Below are 21,927 nucleotides of genomic sequence, written 5' to 3'. Positions count from 1 at the left end.
CAGCCCCGCGACAGGTGCCGCCCGGCCGCGTCACGCACCCGCGGCGCCCCGCCGCACCGTCTCGTTCCCCGCCGCACCGGTCGGCGGGCGCCCCCGCACCCACGTGCGCGGCATGCGCCCCGGACCGTGCCCGCACCCTTGGAGGATCACCGGTGATCCACTCCGCCCGACGCTGGGGGCCGCCACTGCTCCTCGTCGCCCCGTCCCTGATCCTGGTGGGGGTGTTCGTCTACGGCCTCATCGCGATCAACTTCTCGACCTCGACCACCGACATGCACAAGGCCGCACAGTCCACGGGGCAGGCGCCCGTGTCCCGGGTCGGCTTCCAGAACTACCTCGACCTGCTCGCGAGCCCCGAGTTCCAGCACTCGCTGCTGAACCTCCTGATCTACACCGTGGTCTTCCTCGTGGGCACCATGGTCATCGGGTTCGTCTGGGCCTGGCTCCTCGACAAGCCGGTCAAGGGCGAGGGCTTCTTCCGCGCCGTCTACCTGTTCCCCATGGCGGTCTCGTTCATCGCCTCGGGCGTCGTGTGGCGCTGGCTCCTCAACTCCAACCAGGACGAGAAGGCGAGCGGCCTCAACCGGCTGTTCCAGATGATCGGCCTCGACGCGCTCCAGAACAACTGGTGGAACAACGTCACGTTCGGCATCGCGGCCATCGCGATCCCCGCGATCTGGCAGCTCTCCGGCTACGTCATGGCGCTCTTCCTCGCAGGGTTCCGCGGCATCCCGGAGGAGCTGCGCGAGGCGGCCCGCATCGACGGCGCGAGCGAGTGGAAGCTGTACCGCTACGTGCTCTTCCCGCAGCTCACGCCGATCGCGCTGTCCGCGCTCATCATCGTGGGCCACATGTCGCTCAAGGCCTTCGACCTCATCATGTCGATCTCCAAGCCGTCGAACTACCAGACCAAGGTCCCGGCCGTCGACATGTACGTCTTCAAGTCGAGCTTCGACTACGCGAACGCGGCTGCGGTGGGCGCGATCCTGCTCATCATCGTCGCCCTCGTGATCGTGCCCTACCTGATCTCCCTGAACCGCAAGGAGAAGATCCGATGACCACGGTCACCACCCCCGTCGAGGCGACGGCCCCGGGCTCGGGCTCGGGGTCCGGCGCCACCGGCTCGCGTCGGCGCAAGAAGCCGGTCGAGCGGTTCTCCGTGGCCCGCACGCTGCGCTACGCGCTCCTGATCCTGTTCGTGCTGGTCGTGCTCGTGCCCGTCTACGTCCTGCTCGTCACGAGCTTCAAGGGACCGGGCGACGCGGCCCCGACCCGCGCATGGAACCTGCCGCAGGTCTGGACCACGGAGAACTGGCAGGCCGCGTGGACCGCGCTGTCGCCCGCGATCCTGCGCACGCTCCAGATGGTGGTCCCGGCCGCGCTCATCTCGGCCTTCCTCGGGTCGCTCAACGGGTTCGTGCTCTCGCGCTGGCGGTTCCGGGGAGCGAACGTCGTCTTCACGCTCATCCTCTTCGGCATGTTCATCCCCTACCAGGCGGTGATCATCCCGCTCAACCAGCTCGTCCTGAGCCTCGACCTGCCGAGCGGTATCCCGACGCTGATCGTGCTGCACGTGATCTACGGCCTGCCGATCACGACGCTGATCTTCCGCAACTACTACCAGACCGTCCCGAACGAGCTCATCGAGGCCGCGCGCGTCGACGGGGCGGGCATGCTGCGCACGTACTGGTCGATCGTCCTGCCGCTGTCGATCCCGAGCTTCGTGGTCGTGCTGATCTGGCAGTTCACGTCCGCGTGGAACGACTTCCTCTTCGCGGTGTTCTTCTCCTCGAGCCAGAACGGCCCGGTCACGCTCGCGCTCAACAACCTCGCGAACGGGGCGCTGCTGCAGAACTACGGCGTGTCGATGGCAGGGGCGCTCTTCGCGTCGCTCCCGACCCTCCTGGTCTACATCCTGCTCGGCAAGTACTTCATGGGCGGGCTCATGTCCGGGTCGGTCAAGGGGTGAGGCGGCCGCTCCCACGGGGCGGGCCGGCCTGGCCGGGCACGACGTCGGGACGGGTGCTCCGCCGTCGGGCGTTCGACGCAGGTGCGCCCGCCCGGGGAAGATCACTGACGAGGACGACGAACGGGGAACGATGACGGTCATGGACGAGCCCGCACGCACGACGGGCGGGGCCGCGTGGCGCCACGACGAGCTGCGCAGGCTGCTCGCCTTCGCGCAGGCGTCGCTCGGGCCCGACGGCGGGGCGCGGTGGCTCGACGACGACGGCGTCCCCGACGCGCACCAACCCGTGCACACGTGGATCACCGCGCGCACGGCCCACATGTACGCGCTCGGGACCCTGCTCGGGGTGCCCGGGGCGGACGCGCTCGCGGACCTGGCCCTCGACGGGCTGCGCAGCTACCTCGCCGACCCCGTGGACGGCGGCTGGTTCGCGTCGCGCGGGCCGGGCGACGCGGTCGACGACACCAAGAGCGCCTACGCGCACGCGTTCGTCGTCCTCGCCGCGTCGAGCGCCGTGGTCGCGGGACGGCCCGGGGCGCGCGGGCTGCTCGACGACGCGCTGCGCATCCTCGACCAGGAGTTCTGGGAGGCGGACCAGGACATGCTGCGGGACGAGTGGGACCGCGCCTGGACCACGTGCGCGCCCTACCGTGGGGCGAACGCCAACATGCACGGCGTCGAGGCGCTGCTCGCCGCGCACTCGGCGACGGGCGACCCCCTGTGGCTCGAGCGCGCGAGCGCGATCGCGGACCGCGTCGTCGGCTGGGCCGCCGAGCGGGACTGGCGCGTGGTCGAGCACTTCGACGCCTCGTGGCGGCCACAGCCCGAGCTCAACGTCGACCACCCGACCGACCAGTTCAAGCCCTACGGGTCGACGCCCGGGCACGGGTTCGAGTGGGCGCGCCTGCTCCTGCAGCTCGACGCGGCGCACGATCCCGGGGCGTCCGACGGGGTCGCCTCCACGCCGGGCGCCCGCCTCGACGCCGCCCGCCGGCTGTTCGACCGCGCCGCGGCCGACGGATGGGACCCCGACGGGGGCGGGTTCGTCTACACCGTCGACTGGTACGGGCGACCCGTCGAGCGGCGCAGGTTCCACTGGGTCGCGGCCGAGGCGATCGCGGCCGCCGAGGTCCTCGCCCGGGTCACGGGCGAGGAGCGGTACGCAGGGCTCGCCCGTGACTGGTGGACGTACGCGCGGACCGTCCTCGTCGACGGCGAGCGCGGCTCGTGGCACCACGAGCTCGACGCCCACAACCACCCGTCGGCGGTCGTCTGGGTCGGCAAGCCCGACGTCTACCACGCAGGGCAGGCGCTCCTCCTCGCGGACGTGCCGGTCACGGGGAGCCTCGCGGAATCGGTCCGCGCCTGGCGCGCTCAGCGCGTGGAGTAGACCTGTACCTCGGCCGCCTTGACGGCGAACCAGACACGTTCGCCCGGCGCCAGGCGCAGGTCCGCGACGGACCGTGGGGTCAGGTCCGCGGCGAGGTGCCCGACGGCGTCGCGCACCTCACGAGGTCCCGTCACCTCTCCCCAGGCCCGGAAGAGCTGCCCGTGCGGCTCGAGCGACGTGATCGTCACCGCGAAGGCGTTCCGCGGGCTGCCCGACGGCGGTTCACGGTGGATCGCGACTGCCCGCGGCTCGAACATCGCGACCGCCGGGTCGCCCTCGACGAGACCCGCGCCGTCGGCGGCGACGCCTGCGACGACCTGCGCCGTCGCGAGCGGGCTCGTGGTGCTCGTGCCGGTCGCCGCGCCGCCACCCGGGCCGAGCCGCAGCCCGCCGCCGTCGGTCGCGGTGCCCGAGAGCAGGTTGATGCCCGCGAGGCGAGCCGCGAACCGTGAGCGGGGTCGCGTCAGGACCTCTCGCGCCGGACCGTCCTCGACGACCCGGCCGCCCTCCAGGACGACCGCGCGGTCGGCGAGGAGGAGGACGTCGAGCAGGTCGTGCGTCACGAGCAGGGTCGTGCGGGGGTGCGCGCGCTGGGCGTCGTGCAGGGCGCGACGCACCTGCTGGGCGACCCCGACGTCGAGCGAGGCGAGCGGTTCGTCGAGCAGCAGGACGCGGGGGTCGGTCGCGAGGGCGCGGGCGATCGAGACGCGCTGAGCCTGCCCCCCGGACAGCTCGTGCGGTCGACGTCCGGCGAGGTGCTCCGCGTCGAGCTCGGCGAGGCGCTCGCGGGCCGTGGCGCGAGCCTCGGGCCGGGTCGTGCCCCGGGCTCGGAGCCCGAACGCGACGTCGTCGACCGCGTCGAGGTGCGCGAAGAGCAGGGGACGTTGCGTGAGCCAGCCGATCCTGCGCCGTCGTGGGGGGACGGCGGTCCCGCGGGTGGTGTCGGTGAGGACGGTGTCGTCGATCGACACGAGGAGCTCGTCGGGAGTTCCCGACCGGGGCCGGGCGCGGTGGGGGAGGAGGCCTGTGACGGCCTGGAGGAGCGTGGACTTGCCCGCGCCGTTGGGGCCGAGGACCGCGACGACCTGCCCGGGCTCGACCGCGAGGTCGAGGTCGACGCCGCGCTCGGCGAGGCGGACCCTGACCCGCAGGGGCGCGCCGAGGGTGACGGGCTCGCCCGCCGAGGGTGACGTGCCGGCCTGTCGACGGTGACCGCCCCGATCGCCGAGGGTGACGGGCTCGCCCGCCGAGGGCGACATGCCGACCCGCCGACGGACACGCGACCCGTCACCGTCGGCCGAATGGCCGTCACCGCCGGCGGGGAGCCCGTCACCCCCGGCCCGCTGCCGGTCGCCCTCGGCGGAGGGCTCGCGCCCGAAGGGGCCGCCGTGCACGGCGGCCGTGACGATCACGGCCACGACCACGAGCAGGAGCGACAGGGCGACGGCGGCGTCGGGGTCGGCGCTGCGCTGGAGGTAGATCTCGAGCGGCAGGGTCTGCGTGACCCCCTGGAGCGCGCCGGCGAACGTGATCGTCGCGCCGAACTCCCCGAGCGCCCGTGCGAACGCGAGCACCGCCCCGGACACGAGCCCGGGCAGGACGAGCGGCAGGGTCACACGGCGCAGCACGGTCGTGGGGGAGGCGCCGAGCGTCGCGGCGACCTCCTCGTAGCGCGCGTCGTGCGTCCGCAGCGACCCTTCGAGGCTCAGCACGAGGAACGGCAGCGCGACGAAGGTCTGGGCCATGACGACCGCGGTCGTCGTGAACGCGACCTCGATCCCCAGGACGGACAGGTGCTGGCCGACCAGCCCGCGTCGCCCGAACGTGTAGAGCAGCGCGATGCCTCCCACGACGGGTGGCAGGACGAGGGGGAGCAGCACGAGCGCCCGGGCCACACGCTGCCCCGGGAACGTGGTCCGCGCGAGGACGAGGGCCATGGGTGCGCCGAGCAGCACGCAGCACACGGTCGCGACGAGCGAGGTCCGCACCGAGAGCCACAGGGCGTCGGTCGCGGTCGGTGACGTGAGCAGGTCCCAGATCCCACCGAGCCCCCCGGACACGTCGAGGCGCGCGACCATCGCGACCACGGGCACGACGACGAACAGTGCACCGAGGATCGCGGGGGCCAGGACCCAGCGGGGCAGGCCGCGCATCAGGTGGCCTCCCCGGTCCGCGCGGGGCTGTCGCCCGGGCGAGGGGAGCGTCCTCGCCCGGGGCGCCGCACGTCGTCGGGAGTCACGGCGCCCCGAAGCCCGCCTTCGCGAGCGCGCCCTGGCCGACGGGTCCGGTCACGAGGTCGAGCCACTCCTGGGCGAGCGCGGCGTCGGCGGCACCGGAGGTCACGGCGATCGGATAGGTGTTCACGACGGTCTTGGTCTCGGGGACGTCGACCACCTCGACGTCGTCCCCGGCGAGGGTCGCGTCGGTGACGTAGACGAGCCCGGCGTCGGCCTCCCCGGCGGTGACCTTGGCGAGGACGTCGGTCACGCTCGCCTCCTCGCTCACGCGGTGGACGGTGGTCCCGGCGGCGGCCTCGACCTTGGCCGTCGCGGACCCGCAGGGGACCTCGGCCGCGCACACGACGACCTTGAGGTCCTCGCGCGAGAGGTCCGCGAACGACGTGACGCCGCCCGGGTTCCCGGCGGGCACGACGACCGTGAGGGTGTTGGTCGCGAAGACGACGGGGTCGGCCGCGTCCCCGCCCTCGACGACGCGGTCCATGTTCTTGGTGTCGGCCGAGGCGAACACGTCGCCCGGGCTGCCTGCGAGGAGCTGGTCGGCGAGGCCGGCCGACCCCGCGAACGACAGCGCGACGGTCACGCCGTCGTGCTCGGCCTCGAAGCCCTCGGCGAGCTCGGCGAAGACGTCGCGCAGCGACGCGGCCGCGAGCACGGTGAGGGTCTGCTCCTCGACGGGGGCGGTCGAGCCGGTCGCGTTCGCGTCCCGCGTGCCCGACGGCGCCGCGCACGCCGCGAGGGCGGCCGTGAGCAGGGCCGTGGTCGTCACGGCGAGCGCGCGCCGGGCGGGGCGTGCGGAGGAGCGGGTGGTGCGGGTGGTGCGGTTCACGCGAGGCCTCCTGGCGTCTCGACGATCACGGTGGTGGCCTTGACGACGGCGACGGCGAGGCTGCCCGGCTCGAGACCGAGGTCGCGGACGGCCTCGGTGCTCATGAGCGACACGACGCGCTGTCCGCCGCACAGCATCTCGACCTGGGACATGACGGTGTCGCTCACGACGTGGGTCACGATCCCGACGAACCGGTTCCTCGCGGAGCGGGCGACGCCGGACGGGTCGGGCGCTGCCTGGGCGGTGCGCACGGCCCACGCGGCGAGCTGAGCGCCGTCGAGGACCTTGCGGCCGGAGCCGTCGAGGGTCGCGTCGAGGTCTCCTGCGTCGACCCAACGGCGCACGGTGTCGTCGCTGACGCCGAGCAGGTCGGCTGCTTCCTTGATCCGATAGTGCGGCATGAGGACGACTATAGGCCCGCAGATGCGGGTCGAATGGTCAGGTGCGTGACGGTTGAGTACCGATTCTGGCCCATATGCCCCATTTCCAGCGACGACCGTGGCATGCTCGGGCGGTGCGCACACGCTGGTGCGCCGGGACCGGTAGGAGGACTCGTGGTTCGTCGGTACTGGAGCTCGCTCGCCCTGATCGTGATCGGCGCCGTCTGGGCGCTGGGCGGAGGGGTCGCCGCGCTGACCGGCAAGGACGGACCGCAGTCCCCGATCCTGTTCGTGGTGCTGGGGGGCGTGGCCGTGCTGGTGGGCATCGGGAGCGCACTCGTCCGGTCCCGTTCGCGCGACGAGGCGTGACGGCGGTGTGACGGCGGGGGCCCGCCGGTCGGCCCGAGCCAACGCACGAGGCCCCGCACCATCCGGTGCGGGGCCTCGTGTCGTGGAGCGGATGACGGGAATCGAACCCGCGCTATCAGCTTGGGAAGCTGAAGTTCTACCATTGAACTACATCCGCGTGACGTGGAACCCCGCAGCTCGCGGGCCGTCTCCGGCCGGTGCGAGCCGGTGAGGAACCGGCGTGCGTCCACGATCATACCCACGTCGGGCCAGGATGCCAGCATCTTGTGCCTGAGCACTTGCCTGAGGAGGCGTCTTGTCCGAGAACCCGTACCAGCAGCAGCCCACCGATCCTGCGGCTGGAGCGGACCCGTACGCGCAGCCGCAGGCCTACGGCGAGCAGCCGCAGCCCGCCTACGGTGCACCGGCCGACCCCTACGCCCAGCAGCCCGGCTACGGTCAGCCGCAGCCGGCCTACGGCGAGCAGCCGCAGCCGACCTACGGCACGGACCCGTACGGCCAGCAGCCCGGGTACGGGTACGGAGCCCCTCAGCAGGGTTACCAGCAGGGCTATCAGCAGCCGTACGGCGCGTACGGTGCCCAGCAGCCCGGCTACTACGAGGACCCGAACGCGAAGTCGCGCCTCGCGGCGGGCCTGCTCGGCATCTTCCTCGGGACGTTCGGCATCCACCGCTTCTACCTCGGGTACACCGGCATCGGCGTGACGATGCTGCTGATCTCGGTCCTCTCGTTGGGCATGCTGAGCTGGGCGGTCTGGATCTGGGGCCTCGTCGAGGGCATCCTCTACCTGACGTCGAAGACCGGTCAGTACTCGGTCGACTCGACGGGACGCCCGCTGCGCAGCTGACGGCACGGGTCGCCTCGCGTCCTGGACCCGAGGCCGGTCGGACGACCGCACGTCGTCGCCCGACCGGCCTCGGGCTCGGCCCCCGGGACCGCGCACCGGCGCGCCGTCCTGCGGAGTACGGTTGCCCCGTGCTCCTCTCCGACCGCGACATCACTGCCGAGATCGACGCCCAGCGGGTCCGTCTGGACCCCTACGACCCCGCGATGCTCCAGCCGTCGAGCATCGACGTGCGGCTCGACAAGTTCTTCCGGCTGTTCGACAACCACAAGTACCCGTTCATCGACCCGTCGACGGACCAGCCGGACCTGACGCGCCTCGTCGAGGTCGAGCCCGGTGAGCCGTTCATCCTGCACCCGGGGGAGTTCGTCCTGGGGGCCACGTTCGAGCAGGTGTCGCTGCCCGACGACGTCGCCGCCCGCCTCGAGGGCAAGTCCTCCCTGGGCCGGCTCGGGCTCCTGACGCACTCGACGGCCGGCTTCATCGACCCCGGGTTCAGCGGCCACGTGACGCTCGAGCTGAGCAACGTCGCGACGCTCCCGATCACGCTGTGGCCGGGCATGAAGATCGGCCAGCTGTGCTTCTTCCGGCTGTCGTCGGCCTCGGAGCACCCGTACGGCTCGTCGATCTATGGTTCTCGGTACCAGGGTCAGCGGGGTCCGACGGCCTCGCGCTCCTGGCAGAACTTCCACCGCACCGACGTGTGATCCCGAGCCGGCTCGAGCGAGCCCGCCTGATCGGACGTCGCCACCGCAGAGAGGGCGATCCCACCGTGTCGCAGCCGACCAGCCCGACCCTTCAGCCGTTCCCCGCGTCCTCGGCGCAGGCCCACCAGGCGCGGCACCTGCTCGCGCTCCCGGGGGACGTCGAGGTCGACGAGGTCGAGACCCTCGCCGTGTCCAGGTTCGCGGGCGCGCGGTGGGACGTGGCGCCGTCGGGCACGGATCCCCTGACCCCGGCGCCGCGCACCGCCAGGCCGGGCGAGCCCGGTGTGCTGCGGACGTCGCGGCACACGACGCTGACCGGGCCGTACTCGCCGTGGTCGGCGGACGGGGTCAACCCCGGCCTGCCGCCGGGCACGGACCAGGTGTTCGACGTCGTGTGCCCGCGCGACCGCGGCGACGCCCCGATCCCCGGTGGCGGCGACCGTGACGGGGTGGGACGCGCGTTCCCGGCGGGGCTGCCGACGCGCGAGGAGGAGCGCGTCATCTCTTGGCTCGTCGAGGTCGCGCGGCGTCTCGGCGGCTCGATCCGCGTCGACACGGCCAACGCGGCGTCGCCGGCCGTGGTCCTGACGCCGGACCCGGGCGTCGCGGTCGACATGTCGGTCTTCTCGGACGTGTGGCTCGACCCGCAGGCCGCGATGGCCGTCGTCGGGGCGGTCCATCCGCGCGTCGTGCTCGCGACGGAGGGCAGCCCGTACCAGGGACCGCCCCAGGGCATCGGCGAGCTGCCCCTGTACCGGGGCGAGACGCTCGACCCGGACCTGCGTCGCGCGCTCCACGCGCAGGCGGACGACATCGACATCCAGGCCCTGACGAGCGGCAAGGTCCTCGACGGGTACGGGCTCCTGATCGACATGGGTCTCGACGGTCTCGTGGCGGTCGAGGTGGGCGGCGAGGAGCAGCTCCCGCTGCTGCTGCGCAACCTGCCGTGGGCGTCGCAGGGCGCGGTCGCCTACAGGGTGCGCTGGGAGCCGCGGGACCTCGTCGAGTCGCAGATGGAGGTGCCGTCGTTCGAGCTGAAGATCGCGCGCAAGCGCGCGGCCGAGCTCGTCGCGACGGTGACCCGGGCGCTGTATGCGGCCGTGGGGGGCGAGATCGCCGACGAGGCCGACTTCCTGGTGGACCCGCAGGACGTCTGAGGGTTGGTTGCGCTCTCACGGCTGCCCGCATACTCTCGACCGTCCGGTCGGAACGGGATGAACAGGGCGAGGTGGGCATGTCGCAGGGTGCAGCGGGCAGCGGAGCCGCCACGGCCCGCCGACGCGGGAACCCGTTGGCGCTCGCGGTCCTCGCGCAGCTCGGTGACAAGCCCATGCACCCCTACGAGATCGCGCGCGTGCTCAAGGACGGCCGCAAGGACGAGTCGGTCAAGCTGAACTACGGCTCGCTCTACTCGGTCATCACGGCGCTCGCGCGGGACGGGTTCATCGAGCCCGCGGGCACCGAGCAGGACGGCAACCGTCCCCAGCGCACGGTCTACCGACTCACGGACGCCGGACGCGACGAGGTCGACGACTGGATGCGCAGCCTCCTCGGCGCCCCCGTGAAGGAGTTCCCGCAGTTCCTGGCGGCGCTCAGCTTCATGCAGGTCCTGGCGCCCGACGACGCCGCCGCCCTCCTGCGCACCCGTCTCGTCGCGCTGCGCGTCGCCGTCCGTCGGCTCGAGGACGACGTGGAGCGCCGTGTCGAGGCGGTCCCGGCACCGTTCACGGCCGAGACCGAGTACGAGCTCGCGCTGCTCCTCGCCGAGCTCCGGTACACCGAGGCACTCGTCCGCCGCCTGGGCGACGGCACGCTCCGCGGCCTCGACGACTGGCGGGCGAGACCGTCCGACGGGGCGGCGTCCTCCAGCTAGCCGGGTCCGCCCGGTGGCCGATCCGTGGCCCGCAGGTGCATTCCCGCTGAACCTGTGACATCTCCCACCGACCGACGGGGCGTCGAGTGGTCTTGCGGGTCTCGTCGAACGGTAAAATACCTACCGGACCCGGTGTGTCTCCGGGCCGTCCTTCTCCTGCGCGCCGTCGAGCGGGAACGGTCGGTCCGCGCGGCGCGGCCTGTCCATGTTCTCGCCCACCCGCCCCCGACCAGGACGGAGCGGACGTGCTCTATCTGCTCGTTGCGCATCTGGCAATGGCACTCGGCGCGCCCGCACTCGTGTCGGTGCTGGGCCGCAAGGCGTTCTTGGTGATGGCCCTCGCGCCCGCCTCCGCCGCTGTCTACGCCCTCAGCTGGACCACCCGCGTCATGGAAGGCGTGCACCCCACCGAGGTCACCCAGTGGGTACCGGGGCTGGGGCTCGAGCTCGCCTTCCGCATGGACACCCTGTCCTGGCTCATGCTGCTGCTCGTCGGCGGCGTGGGCGCGCTGGTCCTCGTGTACTGCTCGGCCTACTTCTCTCCCACCGCGTCCGGGCTCGGGAGGTTCGGGGCCGTGCTCACGGCGTTCGCGGGGGCCATGGTCGGCCTCGTCACGTCGGACGACATGCTGCTCCTGTTCATCTTCTGGGAGCTCACGACAGTCTTCTCCTACCTGCTGATCGGCCACTACGCGGACCGCAAGGCGAGCCGGCGAGCCGCGATGCAGGCCATCGTCGTCACGACGGCCGGCGGCCTGGCGATGCTCGTGGGCGTCGTGATCCTGGGGGTCCAGGGCGGGACGTTCCGCCTCTCGGAGATCATCGCGGACCCGCCGACGGGCGGCGCCGTGACTGCCGCGATCGTGTGTCTGCTGGCCGGTGCGGCGAGCAAGGCCGCGCTCATCCCGCTGCACTTCTGGCTCCCCGCGGCCATGGCCGCGCCCACCCCGGTCAGCGCCTACCTGCACGCCGCCGCCATGGTCAAGGCCGGTGTCTACCTCGTCGCGCGCTTCGCCCCCGCGTACTCCGACACCACGGTGTGGCGCACGATCGTCATCGTCCTGGGTGTCGGCACGCTCCTCGTGGGCGGTTACCGCGCGCTGCGCCAGCACGACCTCAAGCTCGTCCTGGCGTTCGGCACCGTGAGCCAGCTCGGCCTGATCGTCCTGCTCGTCGGCCTCGGGACGCGGTCCGCCGCGCTCGCGGGTCTCGCGATGATCGGGGCGCACGCGATGTTCAAGGCGTCGCTCTTCCTCGTGGTCGGCGTGGTCGACGCCGCGACCGGTACCCGCGACCTGCGCCGGTTGACGGGCGTCGGGCGCGCGCTGCCCCTGACCGCGCTCGCCGGCGGGCTCGCGACCGCGTCCATGATCGGGCTGCCCCCGCTCGCGGGCTACGTCGCGAAGGAGGCCGCGCTCGAGTCCCTCCTGCACGGCGAGGGTCCGGCCTGGGTGAACACCGTCGTGCTGGTCGGCGTCGTCGTGGGCTCGATGTTCACGGTCGCCTACGGCGTGCGGTTCTTCTGGGGCGCGTTCGCGACCAAGCGGCACGTCGCCGCAGCCGTGGCACGCGCCAACGAGCACGTCCGGGTCGAGGCCGTGACCAAGGACGCGGCCGCGCAGGGCACGGCCGCGTCGTCGGCGCCCGCACAGCGCGGCACCGGGTTCCTGCCCGACGACGAGCCGATCGACCCCGCACGCATCCACCGGCAGCCCGCGCTCCTCGTGTGGCCCGCCCTGGTGCTGGCCCTCCTCGGTCTTGCGACGGCCCTCGTGCCGCACTTCGGCGAGGACCTGCTCGCCCCCTACGCCGACACCTACCCGGTCGGTGAGCCGGGCCACCTGGTCCTCTGGGCGGGCTTCACCCCTGCCCTGGGTCTGACCGTCCTGATCCTCGGGGTCGGCGCGGTGCTGTTCTGGCAGCGCAACGCCGTCGAGCGGTTCCAGGCCTCCTTGTGGACGGGCCCCGAGGCCGACCGCACCTACCGCCGGATCATGCGCCGGCTCGACGAGGTCGCGGCGGACGTCACCGCGGTCACCCAGCGTGGTTCGCTGCCGTTCTACCTCGGCGCGATCCTCGTCGTCCTGGTCGCCGGGCCCGGTCTGCTGATGTTCATCGGCGGCCAGTGGCCCGAGCAGGTCAAGGCCTGGGACCGCCCGGCGCAGGTCGCGGCCGTCGCGGCCATCTGCGTCGCGTCGATCCTCGCGGCCCGCTCGCGCCGCCGCCTCAAGGCCGTGATCCTCGTGGGGATCGCGGGCTACGGCAACGCCATGCTCTTCCTTCTGCACGGTGCCCCCGACCTCGCGCTGACGCAGGTGCTCGTCGAGACCATCACGCTCGTCGTCATGGTGCTCGTGCTGCGCCGTCTGCCTCCCTACTTCTCCAACCGTCCGCTCGTCGCGTCGCGGTGGGTACGCCTGGGGCTGGGCGTCGCGGTCGGTGTCGTCATGATGGGCTTCGCCCTGACGGTCCCGCTCGCACGCGTCGCGAGCCCCATCTCGCTCGACTTCCCGGCCGAGGCGTACATCCACGGCTACGGCAAGAACATCGTCAACGTGACCCTCGTCGACATCCGCGCCTGGGACACCATGGGCGAGATCTCGGTGCTCCTCGTCGCGGCGACCGGCGTCGCGTCGCTCGTGTTCCTGCGCACCCGCAGCGGCGAGATCCTGCGCGAGCGCAACGCGACGTCGTCGGGCGCCGCGACCCCGGGCATCTGGGCCAACGAGGAGGACCCCGGCGCCGCGCTGCGCCGGCGTGGCGTCGACCAGGCCACCGAGGCCGGCAAGCAGCCGCGCATGCTCGTGTGGCTCAGCGCCGGGAGGACGCTCGCCCCGCAGCGTCGATCGGTCATCTTCGAGGTCGTCACGCGCGTGCTCTTCCACTCGATGATCGTGTTCGCGATCTTCCTGCTGTTCTCGGGGCACAACGCGCCGGGTGGCGGGTTCGCGGCCGGGCTCGTCGTCGGGATCGCGCTGATCGTGCGATACCTCGCGGGCGGGCGGTACGAGCTCGGTGAGGCCGCACCGGTCCACCCGGGCCTGCTGCTCGGCACCGGCTTGTTCCTGTCCGTCGGGGTCGGGCTGATCGGCCTGTTCATGGGCAAGAGCGTCCTGCTGAGCACCGCGATCGACATCAGCCTGCCGCTCATCGGGACCGTGCACCTCGTCACGTCCTTGTTCTTCGACGTCGGGGTGTTCCTCGTCGTCGTGGGCCTCGTGCTCGACATCCTGCGCACGCTCGGCGCCGAGATCGACCGGCAGGCCGAAGCCTCCGCCCGAGAGGACGCAGGACCGATGGAAGCGATGGAACCGGACCAGATCGGAGGGGGGCGACGATGAGCTCGACCAGCAACCTGCTCGCCCTCGTCCTGCCGGCCGCCGAGGTCGACCCGGCGGACGTCGCCCGGACGACCGACAGCATCGACATGACACCGAGCCTGATCCTCGTGCTCGCGATCGGCGTGCTGTTCGCGACCGGCGTCTACCTGCTCCTCGAGCGCAGCCTGACCCGCGTCCTGATCGGCTTCATCCTCATCGGCAACGGCGCGAACCTCATGTTCCTCGTCGCCGGTGGCCGCGCCGGGGGCGCACCCCTCATCGGGACGACCCCCACCGACCAGATGAGCGACCCGCTCGTCCAGGCGATGGTGCTGACCGCCATCGTCATCACCCTGGGCCTCACGGCCTTCGTCCTCGCCATGGCCTACCGGTCGTGGCAGCTGCACGGTCACGACGAGGTGCAGGACGACCTCGAGGACCGCCGGGTCGCGCGCCACGCGGCGCGCAACGCCCCGGCCTTCGAGGACAGCGACACCGAGGAGAGCGGAGCCACCCTGGACGACGAGGCCTCGCAGGTCTACGACGAGACCGACGGCGACGGCGACGGGGAGACCGACGTCCGCGACGGCACCCGTGCCGAGAAGGACGTCCCGGCGGCGGGCAGGCCCGGCAACGAGGGAGGTGAGGGCCGATGAACCTCACCTACGGCTTCGCGACCCTCGTCCCGCTGCCCGTGGTCCTGCCGCTGTTCGCGGCGGGCCTCGCGCTCGCGCTGTGGCGCCACCCGCGCGCCCAGCACATCATCTCGGTCGCCGCGCTGTCCCTGGTGCTGGCGGCCTCCATCGGCCTGCTCGTCGGAGCAGACAACGGACCCATCGTGGTCGACGTCGGGGAGTGGGCCGCGCCCGTCGGCATCGACCTCGTCGCGGACCGCCTCTCGGCGCTCATGCTCACGGTGTCGAGCTTCGTGCTGCTGTGCGTCCTGCTCTACTCGCTGGGGCAGGGCGTCGCGGACGGGCACGACAAGGCACCCGTCTCGATCTACCACCCGACCTACCTGGTCCTGGCCGCCGGGGTCGCGAACGCGTTCCTCTCGGGCGACCTGTTCAACCTCTACGTGGGCTTCGAGATCCTGCTCGCGGCGTCCTACGTCCTGCTGACGCTGGGAGGGACGGGCGAGCGCATCCGCGCAGGGTCCATCTATGTCGTCGTCGCGCTGCTGTCGTCGGTCATCTTCCTCGTCGCGATCGCGCTCACGTACGCCGCGACGGGCACGGTCAACCTGGCCCAGCTCGCCGAACGCCTGCCCGACGTGGACCCCGGGGTCCGCATGACGCTCCAGCTCCTGCTGCTGCTCGCGTTCGGGATCAAGGCGGCGATCTTCCCCCTCTCGGCCTGGCTCCCGGACTCCTACCCGACGGCGCCCGCGCCCGTCACGGCGGTGTTCGCCGGGTTGCTGACCAAGGTCGGCGTCTACGCGATCATCCGCACCCAGACGCTGCTGTTCCCCGACAACCGGCTCGACACCGTCCTCATGTGGCTCGCGCTGCTGACCATGGTCATCGGGATCCTAGGTGCCGTGGCGCAGAACGACATCAAACGTCTGCTGTCGTTCACGCTGGTCAGCCACATCGGGTACATGATCTTCGGCATCTCGATGGCGTCGGAGGCAGGGATGGCGGCGTCGATCTTCTACGTCGTCCACCACATCACCGTCCAGACGACGCTGTTCCTCGTGGTCGGGCTCATCGAGCGACGAGGCGGGTCCACGTCGCTCGACAAGCTGGGCGGCCTCGCGAAGATCGCGCCGGGGCTCGCGATCCTGTTCTTCGTCCCCGCGATGAACCTCGCGGGCATCCCGCCGCTGTCGGGCTTCCTCGGCAAGGTCGGGCTGCTCCAGGAGGGCGTCGCCCAGGGCACGCCGCTCACGTGGGCGCTCGTCGTCGGCAGCGTCGTGACCTCGCTCCTGACGCTCTACGCGATCGTCAAGGCGTGGAACAAGGCGTTCTGGCAGACCGCCCCGGTCGAGCTGCCGTCGACCGGCACACCGCGTGGCATGGTCGGGCCGACGACGGCGCTCGTCGCCTTCGGCCTGGCCCTCACGTTCGCCGCCGGGCCGCTGTACTCGTACGCCGAGCGGGCCGCCGGGAACCTCATGCAACCGTCGACGTACGTCGACGCGGTCTTCCCCGACGACTCCGGTCGCGGGCAAGGGGTCTCGAGCGACCTCGTCGAGGAGGAGCAGGGAGGTGAGGGGTCGTGAGCCTGCACCGTCGTAGAGGCCCGCTCGCGGGCGGCTGGTTCGGCCGGCTCACCGCGCAGTGGCGCACCGTCGTCTGGCTGACCGTCGTGTGGGTCATGCTGTGGGGCGAGCTGTCGTGGGGCAACGTCCTCGCGGGGATCCTCCTCGCGAGCCTGCTCATCACCTTCATGCCGCTGCCGTCGATCGCGACGAGCGGCACCGTGCGCCCCTGGCCGCTGCTCGTGCTCGTCGCCCGGTTCGTCGCCGACCTCGTCGTCGCGTCCTTCCAGGTGAGCATGCAGGCGTTCCGCTTCCACCACACCCCGCACGGGGCCGTGGTCGGCGTGCGCCTGCGCAACCCCTCGGACATCTACATGACCATCACGGCCGAGCTCAGCTCGCTCGTGCCCGGCTCGCTCGTCATCGAGGCCCACCGCCTCACCGGGATGCTCTACCTGCACGTGCTGGACCTCGACGCCGCGGGCGGCGCCGACAAGGTCCGCCAGGACACGCTCGACCTCGAGGCCCGCGTGCTGCGCGCCTTCGCGTCGAACGACGAGCTCAAGGCCGCCGGGCTGTACCACCACCCGGGCGAGACGCCCGAGCTCGCGGGCGCGACGCCGTCGGGCACGCGCGGTGCCGCCGGGGTGCCCGGGGCCGACAGGTCCGAACGACGTACCGACCGAGGGGAGGGGCAGCGATGATCGTCGTCGTCCTGATCTGCGCCGTGCTCCTCGCCTCGGCCGCGACGCTTGCCGTCGTCCGGGCCGAGAAGGGCCCGTCGATGCTCGACCGCACGATCGCGCTCGACGTCTTCACGACGACGCTCGTCGGCACCATCGCGCTCGAGGCCGCCTGGTCCCGGCGCACCGAGACCATCCCGATCCTCGTCGTGCTCTCGCTCGTCGGCTTCGTCGGGTCCGTGACCATCGCCCGGTTCGCGTCGGTCGAGCCCGAGGGCGAAGGGCGCATCAAGACCCGCGAGGAGATCGCGGCCGAGGAGGCCGAACGCCTCGCGGCCGAGGAGGGCGAGCAGGACAAGGCCGCCGACCCCGAGCACGGAGCCGAGCACGAACCCGACGCGCTGCACGAGGTCGAGGAGGCCGCGGCCCCCGAGGTCGACGGCTCGACCGGACCCGAGGAGGCACGCTCATGAGCTGGACCCTGGTGGCCGACGTCGTCGCCGCGATCTTCCTGCTGTGCGGGGCGTTCCTCGCGTTCGCCGCCGGTGTGGGCGTCGTGCGGTTCCCGGACCTGCTCGCACGCATGCACGCCGCGACCAAGCCGCAGGTGCTGGGACTGATCCTGGTGCTCATCGCGCTCGGGCTGCGGCTGCGGAGCTGGTCGGCCGTGGGCATGCTCGTGCTCGTCGTGATCTTCCAGCTCATGACGTCGCCCGTCGCCGCGCACATGGTGGGCCGTGCGGGCTACCGGACCGGCAAGGTCCGCCCGGACCTGCTCGTGCTCGACGACCTCACGGCGGACCAGGAGGCGGCGGACCGTGAGAAGGACGTGGCCGACCGCGAGGCGGCGGCCCGCACAGCGACCACCGAGGGTGACGGCGGTACCCGCCGAGGGTGACGGCCGCGCCCGCCGAGGGTGACGGCCGCGCCCGCCGAGGGTGAGTAGGCCTCAGCCGCCGGTGAACACGGCGGTGAACAGCTCGGAGTCCATCTCGAGGCAGGGCTCGGCCAGGGCGTCGAGGGCGGCGCGCCAGGCGTCCGACCGGATGACCACCGGTTCGGTCCTCGTCCAGGACTCGACCGCCGGAACGGTCTCCTGCAGGTCGGCGACCGCCTGGCCGACGGCACTGCCACCGCTCGAGGGGATGCGGTGCAGCACATGCGTCGCGACCTCGTACCAGCCCTGCTGCTCCTGGACGGCCATGCGTCCCTCGGCGAGGGCGATGTCGGCGTTCTCCACGATCGACTGGACGTCGGAGACCGCGGCGCACGCGGCGAGATCCTGCGCCACGTCATCCTCGGACGTGCCCGCCTGGACCACCTCTTCCGTGGGTCCGGGCAGGGCACTGCTCCCGCCGCTGCAACCCGCTGCCATCAGCGTCACCACCACCAGAGCCGAAGCCCCGGCCGCCTTGCTTCCTCGCATGAACGCACCCCCGTCGTGACCGTGTGTGGCCTGAGACTACACAGCACGACCGATGTGACTACAGGTGCGGCCGACGGCACGGCCGACCGCCGAGGGCGACCGGCCCCCGCGCGCCCCGGCAGGTCCGGTGATAGACCCGCTACATGACCTCGTCGCCCCGTGCACAGCCCCCCACGCGGCCTGTGGCCGACAGCCCGCGCGTCGTGAAGACCGAGGAGCATGCCGAGAGCGCGCTCACGGTGATCGTCGCGTTCGGTGCGAACCTCCTCATCGCGGTCGCGAAGTCGGCCGCGGCGGTGCTCACGGGCTCGGCGTCGATGGTCGCCGAGGCCGTGCACTCGTGGGCGGACACGGGCAACGAGGTGTTCCTCCTGCTCGCGAACAGGCGGTCGCGCAAGCCCGCTGACCACGATCATCCCCTGGGGTTCGGGCGTGAGGCGTACGTGTGGTCGATGTTCGCGGCGCTCGGGCTGTTCGCGGTGGGGGCGGGGGTCTCGATCACGCACGGCATCCAGGAGCTCGTCCATCCCGAGCCCGCCGACGACTTCGGGATCGCGTACGCGGTGCTCGGCGTCGCGTTCGTCCTCGAGGGGGTCTCGTTCCTGCAGGCGAACCGGCAGGCGCGCAAGGAGGCGAAGAAGGCCGAGCGCGACCTGCTCCAGCACGTCCTGGTCACGTCCGACCCGACGCTGCGGGCCGTGTTCGCCGAGGACGCGGCAGCGCTCATGGGCCTCGTCGTGGCATTCGTCGGCATCTTCCTGCACCAGGTCACGGGGTCGCCCGTGCCCGACGCGATCGGCTCGATCGTCGTCGGCCTGATCCTCGGGGTCATCTCGTGGATCCTCATCGACCGCAACCGGCGCTTCCTCGTCGGCGAGCCGGCTGGGGCCGCGACGCGCGACGCCGCGCTGCGCGAGCTGCTCGCCGACCCCGAGGTCGACCGGGTCACGTACCTGCGTCTGGAGTACGTGGGTCCGCGGTCGCTCTACCTGGTCGCGAGCGTCGACCTCGTGGGGGACGACGACGAGCACGTGGTCGCCGAGCGCATCGACGCGCTCGAGCGCCGGGCGACCGCGGCGGCCGTGATCGCGGGAGCCGTCATCTCGGTGTCCCCGGCGAGCGAGCCGTCGTTGGTCCCGTCGGACGAGGTGAGCCGCCGAGAACGGACCTGAGGTCGCCCTGGCCCCCGGAACGGCCGCAACCTCGTTCTCGACGGACGCACGCCGGGGGCGGCCTGCGTCCTCAGGCAGGCAGCCGTTCGTCGAGCCACGCGAAGACCTCGTCGAGGAACGCCGTCCGCGCCGGCTCGGGGGACAGCACGAGGTCGTGCGCGCCGCCCTCGATCTCGACGAGCGTCACGTCGTCGCCCAGCCCGGGCGCCCGGTCCTTGATGTGCTGGACGTCGAGCACGCTGTCGGTCGTCACGACCTCGGGGTGCCAGCCCTTGTTCGGCCCGGAGCGCGTCGAGGTCAGGACGAGCACGGGGCACTGGACGTGCAGCCCGCGCGCGACCTGTGCGTGCCCGCGCCTGATCTCGCGCAGCCAGCCTGCCCGGACGGGGAAGCCCTCGTGCGGCTTCCAGCCGAGGTCGTAGGTCCACTCGCCGCCGGTCCCGGTGTGCAGGGCCTGCCCGTAGGCGTCGTCGAGCGAGCCCACCACGAGCCGGGGGGCGAAGCGCCCGACGACGTCGATCACCCGGGTCGAGATCACGCGGTCGAACCAGGACGAGTTGAGGTCGAACCAGGGGCTGTTGAGGACGAGCGCAGCCACCTTGCCGGGGCGCGCGTTGGCCCACAGGCTCGTGACGAGGCCACCCGTCGAGTGCCCGACGACCACGAGCTCGTCGTGCCCCTCGGCCCGGATCACGGCGGCTGCCGCGTCGAGGTCCTGGGCGTAGAGGCTCAGGTCGTCGACCATGTTGGGGTCCTTGCCGGCCTCGGTCCAGTGCGCGAGCGACCGGCCGTACCCGCGCAGGTCGATCGCGTAGAACGCGTACCCGTGCTCCTCGAAGGCGTCGCCGAGGTGGGTCTGGAAGAAGTAGTCGACGAACCCGTGGACGTACAGCACGGCCCGACGGCGTCGCTCACCCCCCGGGGTCGTCGCACCGTCGGCCTCGGCCGGGTGGGGGGCGTCGGGCTCGGCGAGCCGCCCGGGGTCCGGTGCGGCGCCGTCGGGCACGGGACTCGTCGCCCTGCGGACGAGCGTCGCGGTGTCGCCCCCCGGGAGGTCGAGCGTGCGGGCGACCCAGTCGGGTCCGAGGACGTCCTGCTGCCAGCCGTGCGTCATGGTGCTGCCCTTCGCGCGCGGACTCGGGCGGTGCCGCGGTGCCGCCATTGTCCACCGCGGGGGCGGGCCTGTCAGAGCGAGCGTGATCGCCGGCCCACGCTCGCTCTGACAGGACGTGCCGTGGTCCTCAGGCGGGCGGGGTGAGACCCGTCGGGGGGACCGGGGGAGCTGGTGGCGTCGTGGGCGGGACGACCCGAGGGGTCTCGCGAAGGCGGGTCGACTCGTCCATCTCGGAGTCGTCGACCTGCTCGGCACCGGGGTCGGTGACCTGCGCGGTCCACGTCTGGGCGGGCGCTACGGGCGCTACGGACGCGACGGGAGCCGCGGGTGCCGCGGGTGCGCCGGGTGCGCCGGGTGCGCCGGGTACGACGGGTGCCGGAGCGTAGGGCGTCGCCGCACCGCTGGGAGTCACCGCCGGAGGTACCGGAGGCGCGGGAGGGGGGCTCGGCGGGGCGTACTGGTGCGTGGGCGCCTGAGGAGAGGCCGGCGGCTGCGCAGGGTAGGGCTGGTGCGGGGGCTGCTGCGCGCCAGGGGCACCGTAGGGCTGGGCGGGCGGGGTGACCTGTCCCGGGTACGCACCCTGCCCCGGCTGCCCCGGCTGCCCCGGCTGCCCCGGCTGCCCCGGCTGCCCCGGGTAACCGACGACCGGGGCGCCGTAGCCGTAGGGCTGCGGCACGGGCACTTTCTTGGGACGCAGCAGCAGCCACGCGACGACGCCGATCACGACGAGACCGACCAGCACGACGGCGAGGACGAGGAGGAGCACGAGGTCCATCAGAGACCCCCGTCGAGACGGGCGGCTGGCGCCGTGGTGCGGTTGGCGTGGTCCGGTGCGATGGTGGCGAGAGGTTCGAGCCGTCGTGTCTTCACGCCCACAGCATCCCGTGGATCGGTGGCGGTGAGAAGGGGAGGCCACCGGTTGGTCCTCACCCCTGACGCCTCATCGCCGACATGACGGACAGAGTTGAGTGGAATAGGCTCAAGTCAGGTCCTGTTGTTCCAGGTAGACCCAGACCCTGAAGTATCCGGAGACCCCATGGACACCAAGTTCACCACCATGTCCCAGCAGGCCATCGGCGAGGCCATCCAGACCGCCTCGGCCGCCGGCAACCCCCAGCTCGAACCCGTGCACCTCCTCGCCGCGCTGCTCACGCAGGAGGGCGGCGTCGCCGTCGGGCTGCTCGACGCCGTGGGCGCGAACGCCCAGGCCATCGGCCAGAAGGTGCGCGCGGCCCTCGTCGCGCTGCCCACCGCGAGCGGCTCGGCCGTCGCCCAGCCCACCGCGTCCCGTGGCACGTCGGCCGCGCTCGACCTGGCCTCGAAGGAGGCCCAGGGCATGGGGGACGAGTACGTCTCGACCGAGCACCTGCTCATCGGCATCGCGGCGGGCTCCTCGCCCGCCGCGCAGATC

The 21,927-nt window shown here is 72.3% G+C and carries 22 protein-coding genes and 1 tRNA gene; 16 read left to right on the top strand and 7 right to left on the bottom strand.

Annotation, left to right across the window (positions count from 1 at the left end; all coding sequences use genetic code 11):
- The first annotated feature begins 152 nt into the window (after nucleotides 1-152).
- The 3 genes from ACFRCR_RS06180 to ACFRCR_RS06170 all read left to right on the top strand — a co-directional run bounded on the left by ACFRCR_RS06180 (nucleotide 153) and on the right by ACFRCR_RS06170 (nucleotide 3,359).
- Nucleotides 153-1,058 (top strand): carbohydrate ABC transporter permease, encoded by a 906-nt coding sequence (locus ACFRCR_RS06180; protein WP_191797742.1) that lies wholly within the window; start codon nucleotides 153-155, stop codon nucleotides 1,056-1,058.
- The gene (locus ACFRCR_RS06175) at nucleotides 1,055-1,969 is read left to right on the top strand and encodes a carbohydrate ABC transporter permease (RefSeq protein ID WP_377676153.1); all 915 of its coding nucleotides are present in this window, start codon (nucleotides 1,055-1,057) and stop codon (nucleotides 1,967-1,969) included. The genes ACFRCR_RS06180 and ACFRCR_RS06175 overlap by 4 nt, the downstream gene beginning before the upstream one ends.
- 139 nt (nucleotides 1,970-2,108) lie before the next feature.
- On the top strand, nucleotides 2,109-3,359 hold the full coding sequence (locus ACFRCR_RS06170) for an AGE family epimerase/isomerase (RefSeq protein WP_377676152.1): 1,251 nt from the start codon (nucleotides 2,109-2,111) through the stop codon (nucleotides 3,357-3,359).
- On the opposite strand, the gene ACFRCR_RS06165 is transcribed toward ACFRCR_RS06170, so the two are convergent.
- From ACFRCR_RS06165 to ACFRCR_RS06155, 3 genes are all read right to left on the bottom strand, one after another.
- Nucleotides 3,344-5,512 (bottom strand): ABC transporter permease, encoded by a 2,169-nt coding sequence (locus ACFRCR_RS06165; protein WP_377676151.1) that lies wholly within the window; start codon nucleotides 5,510-5,512, stop codon nucleotides 3,344-3,346. The genes ACFRCR_RS06170 and ACFRCR_RS06165 overlap by 16 nt on opposite strands.
- An 82-nt stretch (nucleotides 5,513-5,594) precedes the next feature.
- Nucleotides 5,595-6,425, bottom strand: a complete 831-nt coding sequence (gene modA, locus ACFRCR_RS06160) for a molybdate ABC transporter substrate-binding protein (RefSeq protein ID WP_377676150.1) — start codon at nucleotides 6,423-6,425, stop codon at nucleotides 5,595-5,597.
- Nucleotides 6,422-6,826 (bottom strand): molybdopterin-binding protein, encoded by a 405-nt coding sequence (locus ACFRCR_RS06155; protein ID WP_377676149.1) that lies wholly within the window; start codon nucleotides 6,824-6,826, stop codon nucleotides 6,422-6,424. The genes modA and ACFRCR_RS06155 overlap by 4 nt, the downstream gene beginning before the upstream one ends.
- 153 nt (nucleotides 6,827-6,979) lie before the next feature.
- On the opposite strand from ACFRCR_RS06155, the gene ACFRCR_RS06150 reads away from it, so the two are divergent.
- The gene (locus ACFRCR_RS06150; RefSeq protein ID WP_377676148.1) at nucleotides 6,980-7,174 is read left to right on the top strand and encodes a hypothetical protein; all 195 of its coding nucleotides are present in this window, start codon (nucleotides 6,980-6,982) and stop codon (nucleotides 7,172-7,174) included.
- A gap of 83 nt (nucleotides 7,175-7,257) precedes the next feature.
- On the opposite strand, the gene ACFRCR_RS06145 is transcribed toward ACFRCR_RS06150, so the two are convergent.
- A tRNA-Gly gene (locus ACFRCR_RS06145) sits at nucleotides 7,258-7,331 on the bottom strand.
- A 138-nt stretch (nucleotides 7,332-7,469) separates the two neighbouring features.
- Here ACFRCR_RS06145 and ACFRCR_RS06140 point away from each other — a divergent pair.
- From ACFRCR_RS06140 to mnhG, 10 genes are all read left to right on the top strand, one after another.
- Entirely contained in the window at nucleotides 7,470-8,021 is a 552-nt protein-coding gene (locus tag ACFRCR_RS06140) for an NINE protein (RefSeq protein WP_377676147.1), read from the top strand.
- Between the two features lie 128 nt (nucleotides 8,022-8,149).
- Nucleotides 8,150-8,725, top strand: a complete 576-nt coding sequence (dcd, locus tag ACFRCR_RS06135; RefSeq protein WP_030151112.1) for a dCTP deaminase — start codon at nucleotides 8,150-8,152, stop codon at nucleotides 8,723-8,725.
- Nucleotides 8,726-8,790: 65 nt separating this feature from the next.
- Complete coding sequence (locus ACFRCR_RS06130) at nucleotides 8,791-9,882, top strand: hypothetical protein (RefSeq protein ID WP_377676146.1); 1,092 nt, start codon at nucleotides 8,791-8,793, stop codon at nucleotides 9,880-9,882.
- A gap of 77 nt (nucleotides 9,883-9,959) precedes the next feature.
- Nucleotides 9,960-10,598, top strand: a complete 639-nt coding sequence (locus ACFRCR_RS06125; RefSeq protein WP_377676145.1) for a PadR family transcriptional regulator — start codon at nucleotides 9,960-9,962, stop codon at nucleotides 10,596-10,598.
- A gap of 275 nt (nucleotides 10,599-10,873) precedes the next feature.
- Nucleotides 10,874-13,939: a Na+/H+ antiporter subunit A gene (locus ACFRCR_RS06120; protein ID WP_377676144.1), complete on the top strand. Its 3,066-nt coding sequence runs from the start codon at nucleotides 10,874-10,876 to the stop codon at nucleotides 13,937-13,939.
- An 86-nt stretch (nucleotides 13,940-14,025) separates the two neighbouring features.
- Complete coding sequence (locus ACFRCR_RS06115; protein WP_377676154.1) at nucleotides 14,026-14,574, top strand: Na(+)/H(+) antiporter subunit C; 549 nt, start codon at nucleotides 14,026-14,028, stop codon at nucleotides 14,572-14,574.
- Nucleotides 14,571-16,142: a Na+/H+ antiporter subunit D gene (locus tag ACFRCR_RS06110; protein WP_377676143.1), complete on the top strand. Its 1,572-nt coding sequence runs from the start codon at nucleotides 14,571-14,573 to the stop codon at nucleotides 16,140-16,142. Before ACFRCR_RS06115 ends, ACFRCR_RS06110 begins: the two co-directional genes overlap by 4 nt.
- Nucleotides 16,139-16,825 (top strand): Na+/H+ antiporter subunit E, encoded by a 687-nt coding sequence (locus ACFRCR_RS06105; protein WP_377676142.1) that lies wholly within the window; start codon nucleotides 16,139-16,141, stop codon nucleotides 16,823-16,825. The genes ACFRCR_RS06110 and ACFRCR_RS06105 overlap by 4 nt, the downstream gene beginning before the upstream one ends.
- Nucleotides 16,822-17,277, top strand: coding sequence for a monovalent cation/H+ antiporter complex subunit F (locus tag ACFRCR_RS06100; RefSeq protein WP_377676141.1), 456 nt, complete (start codon nucleotides 16,822-16,824; stop codon nucleotides 17,275-17,277). The genes ACFRCR_RS06105 and ACFRCR_RS06100 overlap by 4 nt, the downstream gene beginning before the upstream one ends.
- Nucleotides 17,274-17,702, top strand: coding sequence for a monovalent cation/H(+) antiporter subunit G (gene mnhG / locus ACFRCR_RS06095; protein WP_377676140.1), 429 nt, complete (start codon nucleotides 17,274-17,276; stop codon nucleotides 17,700-17,702). Before ACFRCR_RS06100 ends, mnhG begins: the two co-directional genes overlap by 4 nt.
- 51 nt (nucleotides 17,703-17,753) lie before the next feature.
- On the opposite strand, the gene ACFRCR_RS06090 is transcribed toward mnhG, so the two are convergent.
- Nucleotides 17,754-18,095: a hypothetical protein gene (locus ACFRCR_RS06090; RefSeq protein WP_377676139.1), complete on the bottom strand. Its 342-nt coding sequence runs from the start codon at nucleotides 18,093-18,095 to the stop codon at nucleotides 17,754-17,756.
- A gap of 278 nt (nucleotides 18,096-18,373) precedes the next feature.
- Here ACFRCR_RS06090 and ACFRCR_RS06085 point away from each other — a divergent pair, with 278 nt between their 5' ends.
- The gene (locus ACFRCR_RS06085; protein WP_377676138.1) at nucleotides 18,374-19,402 is read left to right on the top strand and encodes a cation diffusion facilitator family transporter; all 1,029 of its coding nucleotides are present in this window, start codon (nucleotides 18,374-18,376) and stop codon (nucleotides 19,400-19,402) included.
- A gap of 70 nt (nucleotides 19,403-19,472) precedes the next feature.
- Here the strand turns inward: ACFRCR_RS06085 and ACFRCR_RS06080 are convergent, their stop codons facing one another.
- Together ACFRCR_RS06080 and ACFRCR_RS06075 are read right to left on the bottom strand one after the other, a co-directional pair.
- On the bottom strand, nucleotides 19,473-20,516 hold the full coding sequence (locus ACFRCR_RS06080) for an alpha/beta hydrolase (RefSeq protein ID WP_377676137.1): 1,044 nt from the start codon (nucleotides 20,514-20,516) through the stop codon (nucleotides 19,473-19,475).
- Nucleotides 20,517-20,643: 127 nt separating this feature from the next.
- Nucleotides 20,644-21,291 (bottom strand): hypothetical protein, encoded by a 648-nt coding sequence (locus ACFRCR_RS06075; protein ID WP_377676136.1) that lies wholly within the window; start codon nucleotides 21,289-21,291, stop codon nucleotides 20,644-20,646.
- A gap of 261 nt (nucleotides 21,292-21,552) precedes the next feature.
- Between ACFRCR_RS06075 and ACFRCR_RS06070 the strand changes: the two genes are divergently transcribed.
- A partial coding sequence (locus ACFRCR_RS06070; RefSeq protein WP_377676135.1) for a Clp protease N-terminal domain-containing protein occupies nucleotides 21,553-21,927 on the top strand: 375 nt, incomplete at its 3' end.

The sequence above is a fragment of the Oerskovia sp. NPDC056781 genome, assembly GCF_042789955.1.
Taxonomy (GTDB): Bacteria; Actinomycetota; Actinomycetes; order Actinomycetales; family Cellulomonadaceae; genus Oerskovia; species Oerskovia rustica.
The sequence above is the reverse complement of the archived record's forward strand: the minus strand, read 5'-3'. Positions and strand labels throughout refer to the sequence as shown.